16 protein-coding genes are annotated in these 18,173 nt (G+C 71.6%); 3 read left to right on the plus strand and 13 right to left on the minus strand.

Annotated features, from left to right (window positions below):
- The first annotated feature begins 8 nt into the window (after positions 1-8).
- Positions 9-1,007 (plus strand): 2,3,4,5-tetrahydropyridine-2,6-dicarboxylate N-succinyltransferase, encoded by a 999-nt coding sequence (gene dapD / locus UK12_RS20085; RefSeq protein ID WP_442973827.1) that lies wholly within the window; start codon positions 9-11, stop codon positions 1,005-1,007.
- Positions 1,008-1,234: 227 nt separating this feature from the next.
- Here the strand turns inward: dapD and UK12_RS20090 are convergent, their stop codons facing one another.
- The 9 genes from UK12_RS20090 to UK12_RS20130 all read right to left on the minus strand — a co-directional run bounded on the left by UK12_RS20090 (position 1,235) and on the right by UK12_RS20130 (position 11,471).
- Positions 1,235-2,599 (minus strand): DUF6099 family protein, encoded by a 1,365-nt coding sequence (locus UK12_RS20090; RefSeq protein WP_331386659.1) that lies wholly within the window; start codon positions 2,597-2,599, stop codon positions 1,235-1,237.
- Positions 2,600-2,667: 68 nt separating this feature from the next.
- Positions 2,668-3,048, minus strand: coding sequence for a nucleotide pyrophosphohydrolase (locus tag UK12_RS20095; protein ID WP_197085016.1), 381 nt, complete (start codon positions 3,046-3,048; stop codon positions 2,668-2,670).
- Between the two features lie 9 nt (positions 3,049-3,057).
- Positions 3,058-4,482 carry an AAA family ATPase gene (locus tag UK12_RS20100; RefSeq protein WP_052682017.1) on the minus strand — a complete coding sequence of 475 codons (1,425 nt, stop codon included), beginning with the start codon at positions 4,480-4,482 and terminating at the stop codon, positions 3,058-3,060.
- Between the two features lie 127 nt (positions 4,483-4,609).
- On the minus strand, positions 4,610-5,428 hold the full coding sequence (locus UK12_RS20105; protein ID WP_045304438.1) for a putative RNA methyltransferase: 819 nt from the start codon (positions 5,426-5,428) through the stop codon (positions 4,610-4,612).
- Between the two features lie 148 nt (positions 5,429-5,576).
- The gene (locus UK12_RS20110; RefSeq protein WP_231591300.1) at positions 5,577-5,975 is read right to left on the minus strand and encodes a hypothetical protein; all 399 of its coding nucleotides are present in this window, start codon (positions 5,973-5,975) and stop codon (positions 5,577-5,579) included.
- A 29-nt stretch (positions 5,976-6,004) separates the two neighbouring features.
- Positions 6,005-6,235, minus strand: a complete 231-nt coding sequence (locus UK12_RS20115; RefSeq protein ID WP_045304440.1) for a toxin-antitoxin system HicB family antitoxin — start codon at positions 6,233-6,235, stop codon at positions 6,005-6,007.
- A 234-nt stretch (positions 6,236-6,469) separates the two neighbouring features.
- Positions 6,470-7,528: a hypothetical protein gene (locus tag UK12_RS20120; protein ID WP_052682018.1), complete on the minus strand. Its 1,059-nt coding sequence runs from the start codon at positions 7,526-7,528 to the stop codon at positions 6,470-6,472.
- A 215-nt stretch (positions 7,529-7,743) separates the two neighbouring features.
- Positions 7,744-9,420: a class I SAM-dependent RNA methyltransferase gene (locus tag UK12_RS20125; RefSeq protein WP_331386660.1), complete on the minus strand. Its 1,677-nt coding sequence runs from the start codon at positions 9,418-9,420 to the stop codon at positions 7,744-7,746.
- The gene (locus UK12_RS20130; RefSeq protein WP_045304441.1) at positions 9,417-11,471 is read right to left on the minus strand and encodes an APC family permease; all 2,055 of its coding nucleotides are present in this window, start codon (positions 11,469-11,471) and stop codon (positions 9,417-9,419) included. The genes UK12_RS20125 and UK12_RS20130 overlap by 4 nt, the downstream gene beginning before the upstream one ends.
- 245 nt (positions 11,472-11,716) lie before the next feature.
- Here UK12_RS20130 and UK12_RS20135 point away from each other — a divergent pair, with 245 nt between their 5' ends.
- Positions 11,717-12,385, plus strand: coding sequence for a potassium channel family protein (locus UK12_RS20135; protein WP_045304442.1), 669 nt, complete (start codon positions 11,717-11,719; stop codon positions 12,383-12,385).
- On the plus strand, positions 12,385-13,056 hold the full coding sequence (locus UK12_RS20140; RefSeq protein ID WP_045304443.1) for a potassium channel family protein: 672 nt from the start codon (positions 12,385-12,387) through the stop codon (positions 13,054-13,056). Before UK12_RS20135 ends, UK12_RS20140 begins: the two co-directional genes overlap by 1 nt.
- A 58-nt stretch (positions 13,057-13,114) precedes the next feature.
- On the opposite strand, the gene UK12_RS20145 is transcribed toward UK12_RS20140, so the two are convergent.
- From UK12_RS20145 to UK12_RS20160, 4 genes are read right to left on the minus strand one after another with little or no spacing between them, the layout of a single operon-like run.
- Positions 13,115-13,999 carry a DUF3159 domain-containing protein gene (locus UK12_RS20145; protein ID WP_197085018.1) on the minus strand — a complete coding sequence of 295 codons (885 nt, stop codon included), beginning with the start codon at positions 13,997-13,999 and terminating at the stop codon, positions 13,115-13,117.
- 2 nt (positions 14,000-14,001) lie between these two features.
- Complete coding sequence (locus UK12_RS20150) at positions 14,002-14,406, minus strand: OB-fold nucleic acid binding domain-containing protein (RefSeq protein WP_045304444.1); 405 nt, start codon at positions 14,404-14,406, stop codon at positions 14,002-14,004.
- 51 nt (positions 14,407-14,457) lie between these two features.
- Positions 14,458-15,138: a response regulator gene (locus UK12_RS20155; RefSeq protein WP_045304445.1), complete on the minus strand. Its 681-nt coding sequence runs from the start codon at positions 15,136-15,138 to the stop codon at positions 14,458-14,460.
- Positions 15,135-17,723, minus strand: a complete 2,589-nt coding sequence (locus UK12_RS20160; RefSeq protein ID WP_045304446.1) for a sensor histidine kinase — start codon at positions 17,721-17,723, stop codon at positions 15,135-15,137. The genes UK12_RS20155 and UK12_RS20160 overlap by 4 nt, the downstream gene beginning before the upstream one ends.
- Between the last annotated feature and the right edge of the window lie 450 nt (positions 17,724-18,173).

Here is an 18,173-nt window from a genome sequence, read left to right on the forward strand (position 1 = left end):
TCGTTAACGTGCACGATGTGACTGCTGAAACCTCCAACCTCGCAAGCGGCGCCGTCGCCGTCGGTCTGGCCACCATCGCCGCCGACGGGACTGTCCTCGACACCTGGTACCCCGCCCCCGATCTCGTCGCCGAGGCGGGCCCGGCCGGCACCGTCCGGCTGACCGCCGAGGAGGCCGAGACGGCTCTCGGCGCAGGCTCCACGGAGGCGCTGCGCAGTGACGCCCGCCGGGGCGTCGAGGTGGTCGCGGTGCGCACCACCATCGCCTCGCTGGACGAGAAGCCGCTGGACGCGCACGACGCGTACCTGCGCCTGCACCTGCTGAGCCACCGCCTGGTCAAGCCGCACGGCCAGAGCCTGGACGGCATCTTCGGCCTGCTCGCCAACGTCGCCTGGACCAGCATCGGCCCGGTGCCGGTCGAGAACGTCGAGCAGGCCCGGCTCGCCGTCCGCGTCCAGGGCGGGCAGCTGGCCGTGTACGGCATCGACAAGTTCCCGCGGATGACCGACTACGTCGCGCCGTCGGGTGTCCGGATCGCGCACGCGGACCGGGTCCGCCTCGGCGCGCACCTGGCCGTCGGCACCACCGTGATGCACGAGGGCTTCGTCAACTTCAACGCCGGCACCCTGGGCACCTCGATGGTCGAGGGCCGGATCAGCGCGGGTGTCGTGGTCGGCGACCACAGCGACATCGGTGGCGGCGCCTCGATCATGGGCACCCTCTCCGGTGGCGGCAAGCAGGTCGTCTCGGTCGGCGAGCGCTGCCTGCTCGGTGCCAACGCGGGCATCGGCATCTCGCTGGGCAACGACTGCGTGGTCGAGGCCGGCCTGTACGTGACCGCCGGCACCCGGGTCACCACCCCCGACGGCAAGATCGCCAAGGCGGTCGAGCTCTCCGGCCAGGACAACCTGCTGTTCCGCCGCAACTCGCAGAGCGGCGCGGTCGAGGTGATCGCCCGGTCCGGCTCGTGGGGCGGCCTCAACGCGGACCTGCACGCGCACAACTGACCTCCTGCGTTCTGCCGGGGCCCTCGGCGTCGTCCTTGCGACGGCGCCGGGGGCCTCGGTGCTTCCCCACGCACCCGGTCGGCGTGCCCGGCCGAGTCCGACGCCGCACCGCAATCCGCTCGCACCCCTGCGCTCGGCAGGGCGCGGGGATCGGACCGCAACGAGTGGTCGGGGGTGACCGCGTGCCCCGGCCGCTCGTTGAACCGACGGCGTCGACACCCGCCGCCTCACGTCGCACCACCGAGCCGAAGGGGCCCCCACATGTCCGAGCCGAGGTCCGAGGCAGCCGTCCCACCACAGACAGCAGCCGCCACAGGCGTGCCCGCCACCACTGCTCCCACTACGCCCGCGACCACCACGCCCGGCAGTCTGCTCGAACAGATGCAGGCCCTGCTCGCGTCCGTCAACGACTCACTGGCCGGTCTCGGCGCAGACCTCCGCTCCGCGGGCGCACAGCCGAAACGGTCCGCCGACGGCGGGGACGCCGACGCCATCTGATCCGCTGCGGAACGGGCCGCCGTCGACAGCTCCGCCGACTCGTCCACCGGGGGCCGGTAGCCGGGCGACCCGCCCGGTGGGGCCAGCGGAATGACCAGGGTCGGCAGACTCCGGTCCGAGCATCGGTCCGCGACCGGCCCGGTCCCCGCATCGTCCGGCTCCACACTCAATTCCGGTGCGCCGCCCGGTCTCGCGCAGTGCCTCTCCCCGCTCCGCCGCTCCCCACCCAGCCGTTCGCCGTGCTGCCGGTCGTCTCCGCTTCGCCGCTCCCGGCGGTGGTCCCACTCCTCGTCCTCGTACCAGCCGTGTCCATCGTCCGGCGAGTCGCTGCCCTCGTCCGTGCTCTCGTCCTCCGACTGCTTGCGTACCGTCCTGAGCAGCTCCGCCACCAAGTCCTTGCACTCGGCCCCGGCGTCCACCCCGTCGATGCACCGCCAGTAGAGGCTCTCGCCGCCGGCACCGCAGGCGAGTACCACGAGCGTCTCGGCGACCTCGTGCAGGAGTCGGCCGAGCTCCTCGAGGACGGGCTCCAGTTCACCGAGTTCGTCCAGCCGGGCCGCTCGGCCGGTGCCGCCCCAGTCGCCCCGGCTCCACTCCTGATCGGCGCCGCCATCGGCCGCCGCGCCGCCGGACGACTGGTCCAGACAACCGACGGTGTGGGCCCCGGCATCGCAGAGCAGCTGGCCCAGCGCGCCGGTCTCACCGGATTCGCGCTCGGCGATCCTCGCTCCGACCGCCTCGGTGAGCAGCCCCGCCTGCCAGGCCTCGGCGAGCGCGTCCGGCACGCTTCTGGCCTCCGCCAACGCGTGTCGAGACGTCCTGATCAATCGCAGCGCGTCCATAACCCGCCGCTCCCCTCGCTTGCGTCGAACCGTCGTCGTCGACGGTGTGTCACGGCGCAAGCGTGCTGCGCGGATCGGGTCCGCGCAGCGCCCCCGGCGAATCCTGTGGACAACCCCGTCCTGTGGAAAACTCATGTCACCCACACGGGTGAACTGCGAGGCAGTCCAGCAGGTCCAGGTTTGCGCGCTCAGATCAGCGAGCCCAGGTCGGCGAGCCCAGAGCGGCGGACTCGGATCAGCCGACCAGGCCATCGGGCCCAAGGTCCAGAGTTCAGGGGTTCAAGGGTCCACATCGGCAGGGCCGAGCGACGGCCCCGCGATCACCCGGCCTGATCGCCCCCTCCCGCCTGGCCCCGGCCGGCTGCCGGAAAGCGCAACTCGTTCCGCTCGATCTTCGCCGCCAGCGCGGTCAGCGGATCCACCCCGAGCACCGTGCAGAACTGCAGCAGGTACGCCAGCACATCGGCCACCTCGTCCCGGACCCGGTGCGCCCGGTCCGGCTCGGCCATCACCGAAGCCGCCTGCTCGGGTGTCAACCACTGGAAGATCTCCAGTAGTTCACCCGCTTCCACGCTCAGCGCGGCCGCCAGGTTCTTCGGGGTGTGGAACGGCTGCCAGTCGCGGGCCGCCGCGAAGTCCGTGAGCCGCTGCTGCAGCTCCCCCAGGGTCGGGCCCGCCGGGCCGTTCGTCTGCTCACTCACACCCCAGGTCTACCCCATCGCCGATGGCTCGGCGCCACCGCCCACCACAGCCCCCTCCGTCCCCGCACCCGCACCCGCACCCGCACCCGCCGCAGCGCCGGTCGCCCCCGCCCCTTCCCCCCGCGCCGACTGCACCGGCACCCGAGGCGGATCGGGCCGCAGCACACTGTGGCCGGTGGCCGGATCCCGTCGGCACTCGACCAGTTCGGCGCCGCCCACCTCCCGTACCGGTGCCGGATCGTTCAGCGCGGCGAGCAGGCGGACATCCCCCTTCTCGCACACCTCGCGGGCCACTCGCAGCAGCGCGGCGATCTGCTCGTTGGCCAGCCCGGCTCCCAGATCCTCGGCCAGTACGGCCAGTTGGCGATGGGCCGGCGGCACCTCGGCGGCGGGCTCGACGTCCAGCACGCCGGCCCCGGTCAGCAGCACGGCGGCGAACGCGAGCAGCCGCAGCATGCCGTCCGATGCCTGGTCCGCGCTGGTCCGCCCGAGCACCCCCTCGTCGAAGACCGCGAGCAGCCGCTCCTGCGCCTCGGGGCCGCGACGGGCCACGTCCAGGCCGAGCAGCGGATGCGGCGCGGCCGCCTGAACAGCCTTGAGCAGCCGGCCGTAACGCCGGGTGCACTCGTTCCTGACCCTGGCCAGGACGGCCGAGATGTTGGCGGCCGAGCCGAGCAGACGGGCGTCCGGATCGGGCTGCGCCCAGTCGCGCATCAGGGCGGGTACGGGGTGCAGCGGGAAGATCTCGCGCAGCGCGGTCAGGAGTTGCTCGGCCGCCGCGAGCACCTTGCACTCCCCGGCCGAGGAACCGGCCACGCGCAGCGGGATCTGGGTGACGATCAGGCTGTCGCTCGGGAAGGGCGCCCGGATGTCACCCTGCCGGGTGTCGTTGTGCCAGGTGACGTTGACCTTGCCGTTCACCACGTCCTGTTCCCCGGTCTCGACCAGCGTCTGCCCCGCGCAGGTGAGCCACTCCCTGGCAACCCGGACCCGCCCGTCGGTGCGCACCACGAGTTCGAGCCGGATCGGGCCGGCGCAGGAACGGACCGTGCACCCGAGGATGATCGCGTTGCGACCGTGCGGCACACAGCCCAGCAGACCACCCCTGACCGGCTGGGCCAGTGGCCCGGCGGTGCCGCCGAGGCCGTCCAGCGAGGGGCCGATCGGCTCGCCGAGCGCCAGCCGGGAGAGCACGGCCAGCGCGTCGAGCGCATTCGACTTGCCGACTCCCGAGGGCCCGTACAGCACGGTGAACGGGGAGAGCGCGAGTGTCGTCCGGCGGTACGACTTGAACGAGGTGAGCCTGAGCTCCTCGACGGCGGGGCGGGCGGAAGTCCTCCCCGCAGGGCTTCCGGCCCCTTGGACGACGCCTCCGGCCGACCGGGCGGCACTTCCGGCCGATGGAGCGGCGGGCTGGGCGGCTTCGCTGGTCACCCGGCGCACCCTAGCTGCCGCCGGGAGAGGCGAAACGTCCCTGCATGCACCGTTCATCCCAATGGATTGTCCGGTGCGCCCCCGGCGATTGACGCCCAGCGCCACCCGCCACCCGGGCGGTCCCGCCCTACTGGTACGTCGCCACCTGCACCGAGCCGGTGACCTCCACCGGTTCCGGCAGCTCGGCCAGGGCGGCGGCGAGTACGTCGGGAGCGGTGTGCCAGGCATTGGGGCCCATCGCCACGACGGCAGCCGCGTCGGCCCGCGACAGGCTGAGCCGGAACTCGACCTCGACCCGGTCGGTCCTGGTCAGCCAGGGGCTCAGCTTCTCGTCGATCCGGCGTTCCTTCTCCTCGTCCACCGACAGCAGGCCGAGGGCGGCGACGAGCTCGCGCAGGTGCCTGGAGGTCGGCGAGACCAGCAGCAGCCGGCCGCCGGGGCGCAGCACCCGCCGGATCTCCGGGCCGTTCCTGGGCGCGAAGACGTTGAGCACCAGATCGGCGCTGTCGCTCTGCAGCGGAAGCGGTCGCCAGGCGTCGCAGACCACCGCGCCGATCCTGGGGTGCGCCTTGGCGGCCCGGCGCAGCGCGTACTTGGAGATGTCCAGCGCGGCGCCCACGCCGCCGACCTGCTCCAGGACGTGGGTGAGGTAGTAGCCGGTGCCCGCGCCCAGGTCCGCCACCAGCCCGTCGGTCCGGCCTGCCGCTGCGACGAGGGCGTCCGCGATCGGCCGGTAGTGGCCGGCGGCCAGGAAGTCGCTGCGCGCGGCGACCATGGCGGCGGTGTCACCGGTGCCGGTGTGCGCGTCGCCGGCCAGCAGGCTGACGTAGCCCTGCTTGGCCTGGTCGAAGGTGTGGCCTGCGGGGCAGCGCAGGGTACGGCCGTTGAGGGCCAGCTGCTGTGCGCAGTGCGGGCAGGCCAGATAGCGCTCGATGTCCTGCAGCAACGTCCGTGGTCCCTCGCCGTGTGGGGTGAAACCCCCAGCCTAGGTCCTGTCCGGCGGATCCCCGATCACGGGCCCACTCGGGCATCGGTCCCAGCGGCACGCCCGGCCGAGCGCCCGACTCGGAAGCCGCCCCGGGCCTGCCGTGGACTCAGTCGGACTCGCCCTCGTCCCCGTCGTCGTCCCCCCGGACCTCCTCCTCCTCGGCCTCGTCGACCACCCAGGCGGCCAGCCGGTCGGACACGCCGCTGACGCCGAGCTTGCCCTCCCTGATCGCCCGGGCCAGGCTGCGGACCTCCCGCGCGGTGGTGGCGACGCTGCAGCCGCTGGCCACCAGGTACGCGTAGGCGACGGCGGTGGCGAAGAGCTCGTTGCTCCGCTCCAGCGCCGGAACGCGGATCAGCTGGTGCATCAGGGCCGCCGCACGGTCCTGCGGCTCGGGGTAGACGGCGATGTCGAAGATACCGGCCTGGTGCCGGGCGACTGCCGCGAGCAGCGATCCGTAGTCGGTGACCGGCGGATCGCCGGGGGTGTACTGCTCGGCAGTCATGAGCAGCCACGAGAGGTCCACCTCAAGGTTCAACGACGCACGTCCTGCAGGCCGTCGCCGAACTCGGCGAGGAAGGTCGACTCGTACTCCTTCATGAACTGCGCGGCGGCGTCGACGAACAGCCGTCCGGTCTCGCCCATGTCCTGCCTGACAAGCCGTTCGATGTACTGGTTCATGCTGATCCCCTGCTGCTCGGCGCGCTCGCGCGCCATCTCGGCGGTGGCCGCATCCACCCGGACGTTCAGCTGCTTCTTCGCCATGAACTAACGCTAGCGTCGAGGTGCTAGCACAACAAGGGCGCATTCCGGCCTCCCCACGCCCCCCTGGTTCCAGTGCTCCCAGAAGGCCGGAAATCGCCTGCGAGCGCTGGGGAACATACCCGCCGACTCCCCCTGTCACCCCTTTGCACGCAACACCGCTACGCGGTCGAACCAGATCCAGCCCCTGGCCGGATGCGCGGGCCCGGACCGGTCAGGCGCCCGCCGCGCCCGCAGTCAGTGCGGGACCACGGCCAGCAGGGTCTGGGCGGCCGTCAGCAGCACCTCGTCCACCTGCCGTTCCACCAGCGGCAGCGCGAAGGCTCCGCCGCCCGCCGCGTACGCCAGCGGCAGGCAGGCGATCAGCAGGGTCCACTGGTTGACCTTGCTGGAGAGCAGCGCCCCCAGCCCGTCGTCGCCGCGCAGCCGCCAGGCGAAGACCACCGCGACGATCAGCTCGGGCGCCTCGGACGCCAGCGGTGCCAGCCACTGCACCAGCAGGAAGCGGTCGATGCCGAGCGACGCTCCGGCGTCCACGAGTGAGGTCGCGAACGGCTCCGCACAGGCGAAGATCACACCCGCTGCCAGGGCGAACACCGCCACCGTGGTGAAGCGCCGACGCCCCCGGGGCAGCAGTGCCAGCCGGGCCGGGACGCCGACCGGCTGCTCCTCGTCGGTCTCGCTGCACCGCCCGATCCGGACCAGGTAGAAGGCGCACCAGAGGATCAGCACCACGGCCACCATCCAGGAGATCTCCCTGGTCAGCGGCATCACGAAGGCGAAGACCGCAGCCGCTCCGAGAAAGGCCACGTCGATCCGCCGGTGCTCGCGCAGCACCACACCCCGCCGCACCCCGGTCCGGCGGTCCGCACAGTAGGCGGCCAGCGCCACCAGCGGCCAGCCGACGCCGACCAGCAGCCGGTTGGCGCCGGTCATGTTGGCCGCCGCATAGGCCGCGTACTCGGGCCTGGTGCCCGCCGCGTACGCGAAGTACAGGTCCACCGCGTACTCGGGCAGCACCGCGATGAATGCCAGCAGCGCCAGCGGACCCGCGATGTCCTCCCGGGCGGTCTCGGCCGCCCACATCAGCAGCAGCGCGGCCGCCAGCACTCCCAGGCCGAACACCACCATCCCGACCACCGCCGCCGGGTGCCCCCCTGCCAGTCGCAGCACCACCGCCGGCGTCGCCCCGGCGCACGCACCCGCGAGCCGCAGCACCGTCGCCCGCCCGCTCGGCGGCACGGCTGCCGGAAGGCCCGTCCCCTCGTTCGCCGTGACGTCGGACACCGGGCGCATCTGTCTCCTCACAGCGAGTCGGCATCGGAGTACGAGCAGGCTACGACCGGTTCCGCACGCCGACCGGCCGCGACGCAGCCGCAATCCGGCGAACCTCCCTCGCCCGGCCCGGCAGACGACAGGGGCGCGGGGAAGGGCACGGGAAGCCTGCACGCAAGGTGCACGGCTTCCCGCGCCGTTCCCCGCGCCCCTGAGACGCGGTACAGCCGACCCGCTTACTCCCCGACCGGCTCCAGGATGGCCACGCACTCGAAGTGGTGGGTCATCGGGAAGAGGTCGAAGGCTCGCAGCGAGACCGGACGGTAGCCGCCCTCGCGGAAGAAGGCCAGGTCACGGGCGAGCGCTGCCGGGTCGCACGCGACGTACGCGATCCGGCGGGCCTCCAGGCCGACCAGGTGCGCGACGGTCTCGCGCCCCGCACCCGCGCGCGGCGGGTCGAGCACGATCAGGTCGGTGGAGGTGATCCCGGTGCGCGGGAGCAGCGACTCGACCTTGTCGCACTCGATCCGGACGTTGTCCACCTCGGCCAGGTTGTGCCGGGCGTCGACGACGGCCTGCTTGCTGGACTCGATGCCGAGCACCGCACCGTCCTCGCCGACCCGGTCGGCCAGCGCCCCGGCGAACAGGCCGACACCGCAGTACAGGTCGAGGGCCATCTCGCCCCACTGCGGGTCCAGGCCCGCCAGGACGGCGTCCACCAGGGTGGTCGGCGCCTCGGGGTGGATCTGCCAGAACCCGCCGTTGCTGACCCGCCAGGTGCGCCCGGCGGCCCGCTCACGGACGAAGGTCCGGCCGTGCACCCGGTGGAAGAGCCCCTGCTCGTCGATCCGGGAGATGGAGACCGGCTGGTCCAGCTCGACCAGCGGCAGCTGGGCACCGGCCCGCGGCGTCAGGACCACCTGGCGGTCCGAAGAACCGCTGGCGGCGATCGCCTCGACCGTCTCGACACCCGGCCAGTCGCGGGCCTCGATGCCCAGCTCGGTCACCCCGGGGGCGGCGATCAGGCAGCGGTCGATCGGCTCGATGTCGTGCGACCGGTGGCGGCGCAGGCCGGCCTTGCCGGTCTCCGGGTCCACCGCGTACTGGATCCGGCTGCGCCAGGCGGGCACCTCGCCGGCCGGGAGCTTGCCGCCCACCGGCTCGACGCTGCCGTCCCAGCCGGCCTCGGCGGGGGTCAGCCCGGCGAGCTTGGCCAGCTGCTCGGTGAGCACCTGCCCCTTGAGCTTGCGCTGCCCGCCCGGGGTGACGTGCTGCCAGTCGCAGCCGCCGCACTTGCCGGGACCCGAGAACGGGCACGGCGCGGGGATGCGCTCCTTGGCGGCCTCCAGGATCTCCACCGCGTCGGCGCGCAGGAAACGGGAGGTGGTGGTGCCCTCGGTGACCTGGGCGATCACCCGCTCACCCGGCAGCGTGTGCCGGACGAAGAGCACCCGGCCCTCGTGCCGGGCCACACAGTGGCCGCCACCGTGCGCGACCGGGCCCACCTCGACCTCGTACCGCTCGCCGACCAGCGAGTCACCGGTCGGGGCCTTGGGCGTGCGCTCGGCACGGGCCGGCTTGGCGGCGCGCAGCGCCTTCGGCGGACGGACGGCCTGCTTGCGCGGACGCTCGCCCTTCGAGCCCTGCGCGGACTTCGCGGCCGCGCTCTTCGAAGCCGACGCGGACTTTCCGGCAGCGGTCTTCGCGGCCGGTGCGGGCCGGTCCTGGGCCACCTGGGGCTTCGGCTCGGCGGGGACGATCGGGGCGGTCTGGGCCGTGTAGCCCTCGCGGTCGGTGGCGGCCGAGCGCGTCGGCTTGGACCCCCAGCGCGGGCGGGCGACCTGTCCCGGCTTGGAGGTCTTTCCGGCCTTGCCGGACTTCCCCGAGGAGCGGGACGGGTTGTTGCGGGTCACGAGGTCGAGTCCTTGCTGGCGTTGGTGAGGTCGGTGCTGGAATTACCCGACTCTACGCGTTCGTGCCTGGGCTCGCCGCGACGGACGGCTCCCGGCGCCGACCACGCGCGCTGCGGCCTGCGCCGCTCGGAGGACTCCAGCTGCCAGGGTACGGAAGTCACCATCACACCGGGCTTGAACAGCAGACGCCCCTTGAGGCGCAGCGCACTCTGGTTGTGCAGCAGGTGCTCGTACCAGTGGCCGACCACGTACTCGGGGATGTAGACCGAGACGACATCGCGCGGGCTGCTGCGGCGCAGGTTCTTGACGTAGTCCAGGACCGGCCCGGTGATCTCGCGGTACGGGGAGTCCAGCACCTTGAGCGGCACCTCGATACCGCGCTCGTCCCACTCCTCGCGCAGCGCCTCGGTGTCCGCCGGGTCCACGTTGACCGTGATGGCCTCCAGCGTGTGCGAGCGGGCCAGCCGGGCGTAGGCGAGGGCGCGCAGCGCGGGCTTGTGCAGCTTGGAGACCAGCACGATGCCGTGCACCCGGGTGGGCAGCACGATGTCGTCCGCCTCCTCGGCGGCCTGCAGCTCCTGGGAGACCCGGTCGTAGTGGCGGCGGATCGCCTTCATCATCACGAAGAGCACCACCATGGTGGCGATCGCGATCCAGGCGTGGCCGATCTTGGTGACCAGGACCACGATCAGCACCGCCGCGGTCATCACCAGACCGAAGGTGTTGATCGCCCGGCTGCGCTGCATGTGACGCCGCTTGGCCGGGTCGGTCTCGGTGCGCAGCAGGCGGGTCCAGTGCCGGATCATGCCGGACTGGCTCATGTTGAAGGACACGAAGACGCCGACGATGTACAGCTGGATCAGCCGGTTCGGGTCCGCGCCGAAGGCCGCTATGAAGATCACCGCGGCGGTGGCCAGCAGGATGATGCCGTTGGAGAAGGCCAGCCGGTCGCCGCGGGTGTGCAGCTGGCGGGGCAGGTAGCGGTCCTGCGCCAGGATCGAGCCGAGCACCGGGAAGCCGTTGAAGGCGGTGTTGGCCGCGAGCACCAGGATCAGTCCGGTGACGCCGGCGATGAAGTAGAAGCCCGGGGTGAAGTTGGAGAACACGGCCTCGCTGATCTGCGCCAGCGCCGTCTTCTGGTGGTAGTCCGCCGGGACTCCCGCCAGCTGGGTCTCCGGGTGCTCGGCCATCTGGGTACCGGTCAGGTGGGCGAGGTAGATGATGCCCATGAACATCGTCACGGCGATGGTGGCCATCATCAGCAGGGTGGTGGCCGCGTTCCTGCTCTTCGGCTTGCGGAAGGCCGGCACGCCGTTGGAGATCGCCTCGACGCCGGTCAGCGCGGCACAGCCCGAGGAGAACGCCTTGAGCAGCAGGAAGACCAGGGCGAACCCGGCCAGCGAACCGTTGCCCGCGGTCGCCTCCAGATGGAAGCCCGCGCTCTCGGCGGGCATGTCCGCCCCGAAGCCGAAGTGCCGGACCAGACCGTAGATCACCATGCCGAGCACGCCGACCATGAAGGCGTACGTGGGGACCGCGAAGGCGGTGCCCGACTCGCGGACACCGCGCAGGTTCATGCCCATCAGGACGATCACCAGGGTGACCGAGAGGGCCATCTCGTGCCCGCGCAGCGCGGGCACCGCGGAGACCACGTTGGCCACGCCGGAGGTGGTGGAGACGGCGACCGTCAGGATGTAGTCGACCATCAGGGCGCTGGCCACCACCAGGCCGGAGTTCGGCCCGTGGTTGACCGTGGCCACCTCGTAGTCGCCACCGCCGCTCGGGTAGGCGTGCACGTTCTGCCGGTACGAGGCAACCACCGCGAGCATCACGATGGCGACCACGACGCCGATCTGCCACGAGAAGTGGATCGCGGACGCCCCGGCCAGCGAGAGGGTGAGGAGGATCTCCTCGGGGGCATAAGCGACGGAGGAGAGCGCGTCCGAGGCGAAGACCGGCAGGGCGATCCGCTTGGGGAGGAGGGTCTCCCCCAGCTTGTCGCTTCGCAGCGCGCGTCCGATCAGGATGCGTTTCGGGAGATCAGCAGGCATAGGCACGTTAAGGAATCGTAAGGGCAGTTACTGCGAGAACGTCCCCCGCGGTACCACCTACGTCGAGACTGCGTTCGGTGGACCGGCTAGCGTGTCGGATGATGAGCTTGGGAGCAGCAGACCGGCTGCCCCGTCGCGCCGAACCGAAGGCGCGGCCTGGAGATCACCCCCGGACAGCGGGGCGGAAGGATGATGAGCGGTGTTTGCGCAGGTCATGACCCCAACGGACTGGGTGAGGTAATCCCGTGCACATCGTCATCATGGGCTGCGGACGCGTGGGCTCGGCCCTCGCGAGAGCGCTGGAGAAACAGGGTCACTCGGTGGCCGTCGTCGATCAGGACCCGACCGCGTTCCGGCGTCTGGGCGCCGGGTTCAACGGGCGGCGGGTGACCGGGGTCGGCTTCGACCAGGACACCCTCAAGGAGGCCGGCATCGAGGAGGCGGGCGCCTTCGCCGCCGTCTCCAGCGGTGACAACTCCAACATCATCGCGGCCCGCGTGGCCCGGGAGAACTTCGGCGTCGAGCACGTCGCGGCCCGGATCTACGACCCGCGCCGTGCCGAGGTCTACCAGCGCCTGGGCATCCCGACCGTCGCCACCGTGCGCTGGACCGCCGACCAGATGCTGCGCCGGCTGCTGCCGAGCGGCGCGGAGCCGCTCTGGCAGGACCCGAGCGGCAGCATCCAGCTGGCCGAGGTGGCCTTCGCGCCGTCCTGGATCGGCCACCGGTTCACCGCTCTGGAGGAGGCCGCCGGTGTCCGGGTCGCCTTCATCACGCGTCTCGGCGAGGGCGTGCTGCCCACGCCGCAGATGGTGGTCCAGGAGGGCGACCTGGTGCACGTGACGCTGCACCGGGCGGATCTGGCGGCCGTCGAGGCCGCGTTCGCGCAGGGTCCGCAGGAGGGTGAGCACTGATGCGAGTCGCCATTGCCGGAGCCGGCGCCGTCGGCCGCTCGATCGCGGGCGAGCTGCTGGAGAACGGCCACGAGGTCCTGCTGATAGACAAGAACCCCGGCTCCATCTCGGTGGAGCGGGTGCCCATGGCGGAGTGGCTGCTGGCGGACGCCTGCGAGATCACCTCGCTGGACGAGGCGGCGCTGCAGCGCTGCCACGTGGTGATCGCCGCGACCGGTGACGACAAGGTCAACCTGGTCGTCTCACTGCTCGCCAAGACCGAGTACGGCGTGCCGCGGGTGGTCGCCCGGGTGAACAACCCGAAGAACGAGTGGCTGTTCAACGAGTCCTGGGGCGTCGACGTCGCCGTCTCCACGCCGCGCCTGATGTCGGCGCTGGTCGAGGAGGCCGTCAGCGTCGGTGACCTGGTCCGCCTGATGCGCTTCAGCCAGGGCAACGCCAACCTGGTCGAGCTCACCCTGGCCGCCGACACCACGCTGGTCGGCACCCGGGTCGGCGACGTCACCTGGCCGGTCGACACCGCGCTGGTGACCATCATCCGCGAGGGCCGGGTGCTGGTGCCGGGCAAGGACGACACCCTGGAGGCCGGTGACGAACTGCTGTTCGTGGCCGCCCAGGAGCGCGAGGAGGAGCTGGAAGAACTGCTCTCCGCCGGAACCGGCGCGCAGTAGTCCCCGCACATGCGTCGAGGGCCGTACCCGGCTGCCGGGTACGGCCCTCGACGCGTGGTCACTCCTCCTCGACCTGCGCCTTGATCGGCGCCGGGGCCTTGAGCAGGATCTGCCAGGTCACGTACATCGCCAGCAGCATCGGCGGGATCCCCAGGGCGACCTTGAGCCAGCCGAGCAGGTTGACGTTGCCGGTGAAGTACAGCGGGAAGAGGATCACCGGCTTGACGCCCATGATCACCACCCACGCCCAGGTGGCCTTGGTGTACGCGGCCAGCCGGCCCGGGTTCTGGTTCCGCCAGGTGAACATCTCGCCGGTGATCGGACCGAGCATCACCCCGATCAGCGGCCAGCGTGCCGCCGCGGAGACGGCCAGCGCGACGCAGTACCCGACGTTGTAGAGCAGGCCGGGCAGGTAGAAGTCCTCGGCCTTGCCGGTCTTCATCGAGATCCAGGCACCGATCGCGACACCGAACACACCGCTGAAGGCGTGCTGGATGGTCTCCCGCTTGAACAGCCGGATCACCACGAAGAGCGCGCTGAGACCGAGCGCCGCCCAGGCCGCCGAGGCGACCTGGTGGGTGAGGTTGAAGGTGACGATGAAGACCAGACCCGGCAGGGTCATGTCGATCATGCCCCGGACGCCGCCGAAGGCCTGGATCACCGTGTCGGCGGCTTCCTTGGAGGCTGCGGCCTCGCGAGCCGCTGCCGCCTCCGGCGTCTCCTGCTCGGTGGTCTGCTGCGACTCCTGGTACTGCTGCGGCTCGTGGTACTGCCCTTGGTTCGCCGCGGTCCCGGCAGCGGACTCCCGGGCCGTCTCGTAGGCGGCGAACTCCCGGCCGCCAGACTCCACCACCGACTCGGTCAGAGTGTGCTCGACGTACCCTTCGAGCTCCGTGGGCACGGTGGTGCGGGCGGCGGGCTCGCCGCCTGGCAGGTTGGTCACGCTCACTCGCTCCCGTGTCCGGCCGGACGCAGTTCGTAGCGGGGGTTGAAGAGGACTCGGCGTCCCCGGGCATGGCTGACCCGACCGGTGGCAATCAGCCTCCGGCCCGGTTCTATCCCGACGATCGACCGCCGGCCCAGCCAGACCACGTCCAGCGCGTCGCTGCCGTCGAAGAGCTCGGCTTCCAGGGCGGGCACACCGGCCCTGGGCCGGAGGGTAACGGTGCGCAGGGTGCCTGCCACGGTGACCACGTCGCGGTCCCCGCAACTGGCGATCGGGGTACAGCCCGACTCCGCCGTGTCCTGGCGCAGCTCCTGGGCCTGCAACTCCTCCGAGGAGGAGGTCAGACGGCTGAGCATGCGCCGGAAGCGGCCCTGCGGCTGCTCGCTGCTGTTGTCACCACTCATGCCCGAAGGGTACCGGTTTCAAGTGTTCGAACGGCAGGGTCCAAGAGTGCGTCAGGCCTCGAAGCGGTAACCCATGCCCGGCTCGGTGATGAAATGGCGCGGGTGCGAGGGGTCCGTCTCCAGCTTGCGGCGCAACTGGGCGAGGTAGACCCGGAGGTAGTTGGTCTCGGTCCGGTAGGCGGGGCCCCAGACCTCCTGGAGCAGCTGGGTCTGGCTGACCAGCCGGCCCGCGTTGCGCACCAGCACCTCCAGCAGGTGCCACTCGGTCGGGGTCAGCCGGATGTCCTGGCCCTCCCGGTTCACCTTCTTGGCCGCCAGGTCGACGGTGAAGCTCTCGGTGACCACCATCGAGTCGTCCTCGCCCGCGACCGGCTCCGCGCGGCGCACGGCGGCCCGCATCCGGGCCAGCAGCTCGTCCATGCCGAACGGCTTGGTGACGTAGTCGTCCGCACCGGCGTCCAGTGCCTCGACCTTCTCGTCCGAGGCATGGCGGGCGGACAGCACGATGATCGGGACACGGGTCCAGCCGCGCAGCCCCTTGATCACCTCGACCCCGTCCATGTCGGGCAGGCCGAGGTCCAGTACGACCACGTCGGGGTGGCGGGCGGCGGCCAGTTCCAGGGCACTCGCCCCGTCGTGGGCCGCGTCGACTTCGTACTTGCGGGCCTTGAGGTTGATCACCAGGGCGCGGACGATCTGCGGTTCGTCGTCCACGACAAGAACCCGGGTCATTCGGGCTCCGCCTTTCGGTTCGGTGGCAGCGGTGGCTGTTCAGGGAAGTTGACGTCGGGCAGGTCGACGGCGGGCAGGGTGACCACCATGGTCAGGCCGCCGCCGGGAGTGTCCTCGGCGGCGACGGTTCCGCCCATCGCCTCGACGAAGCCGCGGGCGACGGCCAGGCCGAGGCCGACCCCCGCGCCGCGCGGAGCGTCACCGTAGCGCTGGAACGGCGCGAAGATCCGCTCCTTGGCGGCCTCCGGTACGCCCGGACCACGGTCCACCACCCGCAGCTCGACCCGGCCGGGCGTGCCCGGCGGATGCAGAGCATCGGCCTTGACCAGCACCTTCACACCGTCGGGACTGTACTTGACGGCATTCTCGATCAGGTTGGCCAGCGACCGCTCCAGCAGCCCGGCATCGGCGTGGATCATCGGCAGGGTCTCGGGCACGTCCAGCTTGACGGCTTCCAGCGGGACCCCGCCGAGTGCGAACGGGACCACCTCGTCCAGGTCGATCTCGTGGATCAGCGGGGTGACCGTGCCAGTCTGCAGGCGGCTCATGTCGAGCAGGTTGTTGATCAGATGATCGAGGCGGTCCGCACCCGCCTCGATCCCGGCCAGCAGCTCGGCCTCGTCGGCCTCGTCCCACTCCACGTCCTCGGTGCGCAGGGAGCTGACGGCGGCCTTGATGCCCGCGAGCGGGGTGCGGAGATCGTGCGAGACGGCGGCGAGCAGGGCGGTGCGGATGCGGTTGCCCTCGGCCTCACGCCGAGCCGCTGCGGCCTCGCCAGCCAGTCGGCGGCGCTCCAGCAGGACGGCGGCCTGAGCGGCGAACGCACCGAGCAGACGGCGGTCCTCGGCCGGCAGCACCCGCCCGCGCAGCACCAGGGCGAGTTCGGCACCGACCGGTACGTCCACGTCGCCGTCCTCGGGGCGCTCCGGGGGCCGCGGCCCGGCGCTGGCGGCGATCCGCCACGGGGCGTGCTCGCCCGCCCGCTCCAGCAGGGCGGCCGAGTCCTGCTGGAAGGTCTCCCTGACCTGGTCGAGCAGGACGGTGAGCAGACTGTCTCCGCTGGGTGCGCCGCGCAGCACCGTACCGGCGAGAGCGCTGAGCGTCTGGGCCTCGGCCTGGCTGCGGGCCGCCTGGTGGGTGCGACGGGCGGCCAGGTCGACGACCGAGGCCACGGCTATACCGACGGCGGTGAAGATACCCACCGCCATGATGTTCTCCGGCTCGGAGATGTTGAAGGTGTGCACCGGGGGCGTGAAGTAGTAGTTCAGCGCCGTGGAGCCGACCAGCGCCGAGGCGATCGCCGGGAAGAGGCCGCCGATCAGCGCCGCGCAGACCGTCAGCGACAGGAAGAGCAGCATGTCGGTGGAGAGGCCGAGCCCGTGCACCTGGGTGAGGAACACCGCCAGAAGCGGCGGCCCGGCCACACCGATCAGCCAGCCGGCCACCGTCCGCGTACGGCCGAGGTCGGTGACCCTGCGGATCGGGATCCGGCCCCGGCCCTTGGCCGCATGCTCGTGCGTGACGATGTGCACGTCGATGTCGCCGGAGTCCCGGGTCACCGTCGCGCTCACGCCCGGACCGTAGATGTACTGCCAGGCGCGGCGGCGGCTGGAGCCCAGCACGATCTGGGTCGCGTTGACGCCCCGGGCGAAGTCCAGCAGCGCGGCCGCCGGATCGTCGCCGAGCACGGTGTGGAAGCTGCCCCCCAGACTCTCCACCAGGGCCCGCTGCTCGATCAGCGCATGCGGGGAACCGCTGCCCGCCAGGCCGTCCGACCGGGAGATGTGCACGGCGAGGACCTCGCCGCCCGACCCCCGAGCGGCGATCCGGGCGGCACGGCGGATCAGCGTGGCGCCCTCGGGCCCGCCCGTGAGCCCGACCACGATCCGCTCGCGCGCCTGCCAGGTGCGCTCGATGCCCTGTTCCTCGCGGTACCGCTGCAGGTACTCGTCCACCCGGTCCGCCGTCCAGAGCAGCGCGAGCTCGCGCAGGGCGGTCAGGTTGCCGAGGCGGAAGTAGTTGGCGCGCGCCGCGTCGATCTTCTCCGGCGCGTACACGTTGCCGTGCGCCAGCCGACGACGCAGCGCCTGCGGTGACATGTCGACCAGCTCGATCTGGTCGGCGCGACGGACCACCGCGTCCGGCACGGTCTCCCGCTGCCGGACACCCGTGATCCCCTCGACCACGTCGCCGAGCGACTCCAGGTGCTGGATGTTGACCGTCGACACCACGTCGATACCGGCTGCGAGAAGCTCCTCGACGTCCTGCCAGCGCTTGGCGTTGCGGCAGCCGGGGATGTTGGTGTGCGCCAGCTCGTCCACCAGCGCGACGGCCGGCCTGCGCGCCAGGATCGCGTCCACGTCCATCTCGGTGAAGACGGCGCCCCGGTGGATCAGCTCCCGGCGTGGCACGGACTCCAGCCCGTCGATCAGCTCGGCGGTCAGTCGCCGGTTGTGGTGCTCGACGAACCCGACCACCACCTCGGTGCCCCGGTCGTGGCGCCGGTGGGCCTCCGCGAGCATGGCATACGTCTTCCCGACCCCGGGTGCCGCCCCGAGGTAGATCCGCAGCCTGCCGCGTGCCATACGTCCCATTTTTCGTGCCGCCCCGGAGCCGCGCCCCCGGACACCTGTTCGCCGGTTTCGAGACTACGGCTTTTGGGTCGGATTTCCGCTGATCAGACCAGTGAATCGGTAGATTTAGCAGGTTTTTGACGGTAGCGGGCCCTGTGGGAGGTTCTGGTACGGAGTAGTGCGGCCGCTGCCGGGTCGGCTGGGGCAGCAGCCTCGATGATGGTCTCGGCGGTCTCTGCCGCGACGCGGTCCCGGTCCGGCGTGCCAGCGCGACTGGGAGCCAGTCCGGGCTCTGGGGCCTGGAGCCGGGCCCGGTGGGGTGGCCGGCTGGACGGCAGCGGTTCGCCGCTGGTCACTCCCTGGAATGGTCCGGAAATGCGGAAAGCCCCCTCCCGGTCTCCCGGGAAGGGGCTTTCTCGAATGATTGTTCGGCGGCGTCCTACTCTCCCACAGGGTCCCCCC

It is taken from the genome of Saccharothrix sp. ST-888, from assembly GCF_000955975.1.
GTDB lineage: Bacteria > Actinomycetota > Actinomycetes > Streptomycetales > Streptomycetaceae > Kitasatospora.